Source organism: Kineococcus arenarius subsp. arenarius, from assembly GCF_050871845.1.
Taxonomy (GTDB): domain Bacteria; phylum Actinomycetota; class Actinomycetes; order Actinomycetales; family Kineococcaceae; genus Kineococcus.
This window is the reverse complement of the sequence record NZ_JBJLSE010000184.1, coordinates 1-1,952: the sequence shown is the minus strand read 5'-3', so window position 1 is coordinate 1,952 and position 1,952 is coordinate 1. Positions and strand designations below refer to the sequence as shown.

2 protein-coding genes are annotated in these 1,952 nt (G+C 66.0%); one reads left to right on the top strand and one right to left on the bottom strand.

Annotated elements, in window-relative coordinates; all coding sequences use genetic code 11:
- On the bottom strand, positions 1-314 hold a 314-nt coding region (locus ACRYM0_RS20805), incomplete at its 3' end, for a hypothetical protein (RefSeq protein WP_432507754.1).
- Positions 315-762: 448 nt separating this feature from the next.
- Here ACRYM0_RS20805 and ACRYM0_RS20800 point away from each other — a divergent pair.
- A partial coding sequence (locus ACRYM0_RS20800; protein ID WP_432507753.1) for a malectin domain-containing carbohydrate-binding protein occupies positions 763-1,952 on the top strand: 1,190 nt, incomplete at its 3' end.

Sequence of the window (1,952 nt, the reverse complement as noted above, 5' to 3'; positions counted from 1 at the left end):
TTGAACGCCGCGACACCGTTGTAGGAGCTGGCGACCTCCTGCGCGAGACGCGACACCATGGGAGCTGAGTCGGCAGCGACGGGAGCGGTGCTGATGTCTTGCTTCCACACGCTGCGCGCACCGAAGATCGATTCGAGGCTCTGAGGCGTCGCGGGGTTCGAGGCCGAGGTGCCGGACGGCTGTCGTTCGCGGTTGAAGTGCCGGTGAGTGATGACACCCGCGATCAGTGTGACGACCAGGATCACCACCGCAATGACCATCAAGCGCTTGCGCGCCCAGGGACGACCTGCTCCAGCCTTCCGCGTCAGCAGCATGGCATCCCTCCTGGATCGTGCGGGGTCATTGTGATCGCGCGCGTCGGTGGGCGGCTGGGCGTGGTGCGGGGCACGTGCAGCAGACCTTACGGGCCTCGAGACACCCGAGGCGATGCGGCTGACGGGCTGCACGTGCTTCGGCCGGAGATGTGATGCATCTCACGGGCTGAGCGTGTGTGGTGACGCACAGTGAAAACCCGTCGTGATCCCTCATCTTTCGGGTCAGTACCTGACAGGTAGCCACCGTCACAGTACGTCCGCTGAACGGGTCAGGGTGCTGCCGGGTGCGTGGTTGGTGAGCACGCTTCGTCGACTTCCGGGTTGAGGAGTTGCGCCAGAAGGGTTGATGCCCTGCGGAATCGGTTTGAAGTGCGAAAGCGCGACGGGGGGGTGGTCGATGCCTTCAGCAGAGCAAGAACCCCGTCGAGATCCCCTCCTGGAGTCAACGATGAATAAGCGTCCCGTCATCGTGCGAACCGCGATCGCGGCGTGTAGCGCGGTCGCCGTCGTCACCAGCACGGCGTTCGGCGCTGCGGCATCCACCACGCCCACCGCATCCGCCACGCCCGCCGCTCTACCGACCACTGCCGTCAACGCGGGTGGGGCGGCGGTCACGATCTTCGGGACGACGTACGCCGCGGACGCCTACGCCACCGGCGGGTCCGTCTCCACTCGTGCTGCGGCGACCGGTACGGCAGATGAGGTTCTGTACGCCGACTTCCGGGTAGGGGTGCAGAGCTACGCGATCCCGGTGCCCAACGGTCAGTACGACGTCACCCTCAAGACGGCTGAGAACTACTGGACCTCCGTCGGCCAGCGCGTCTTCGACGTCTCGCTCGAGGGCAAGAAGGTCCTCAGCGCCTTCGATCCCATCCTCGTCAGCGGTGGCAAGGACCTCCCGGCGGACCGCACGTTCACCACGACCGTCACCGACGGCAAGGTGGACATGGCGTTCAACGCGCTGAAGGACAAGTCCATCGTCGCCGCCGTGCTCGTCAAGCCGCACATCACCGCGACTGGCCCCTCGGTCAACGCGGGTGGGACCGCGGTCACGGTTTCCGGGACGACGTACGCCGCGGACGCCTACGCCACCGGCGGGTCCGTCTCCACTCGTGCTGCGGCGACCGGTACGGCAGATGAGGTTCTGTACGCCGACTTCCGGGTAGGGGTGCAGAGCTACGCGATCCCGGTGGCCAACGGTCAGTACGACGTCACCCTCAAGACGGCTGAGAACTACTGGACCTCCATCGGAAAGCGCGTCTTCGACGTCTCGCTCGAGGGAACGAAGGTCCTCCGTTCTTTCGATCCCTTCTTCGCGGCTGGTGGCAAGGACCTCCCGGCGGACCGCACGTTCACCACGACCGTCACCGACGGCAAGGTGGACATGGTGTTCAACGCGCTGAAGGACAAGTCCATCGTCGCCGCCGTGCTCGTCAAGCCGCACGTCGCCGCTGTCGTCCCCGCAGGCGGCTCCGTCACCGCACCGTCCGCCTCCGAGCCGTTGGAAGGCGTCTTCGGTGCGCGCAGCGTGTGGAAGCAAGACATCAGCACCGCTCCCGTCGCTGCCGACTCAGCTCCCATGGTGTCGCGTCTCGCGCAGGAGGTCGCCAGCTCCTACAACGGTGTCGCGGCGTTCAA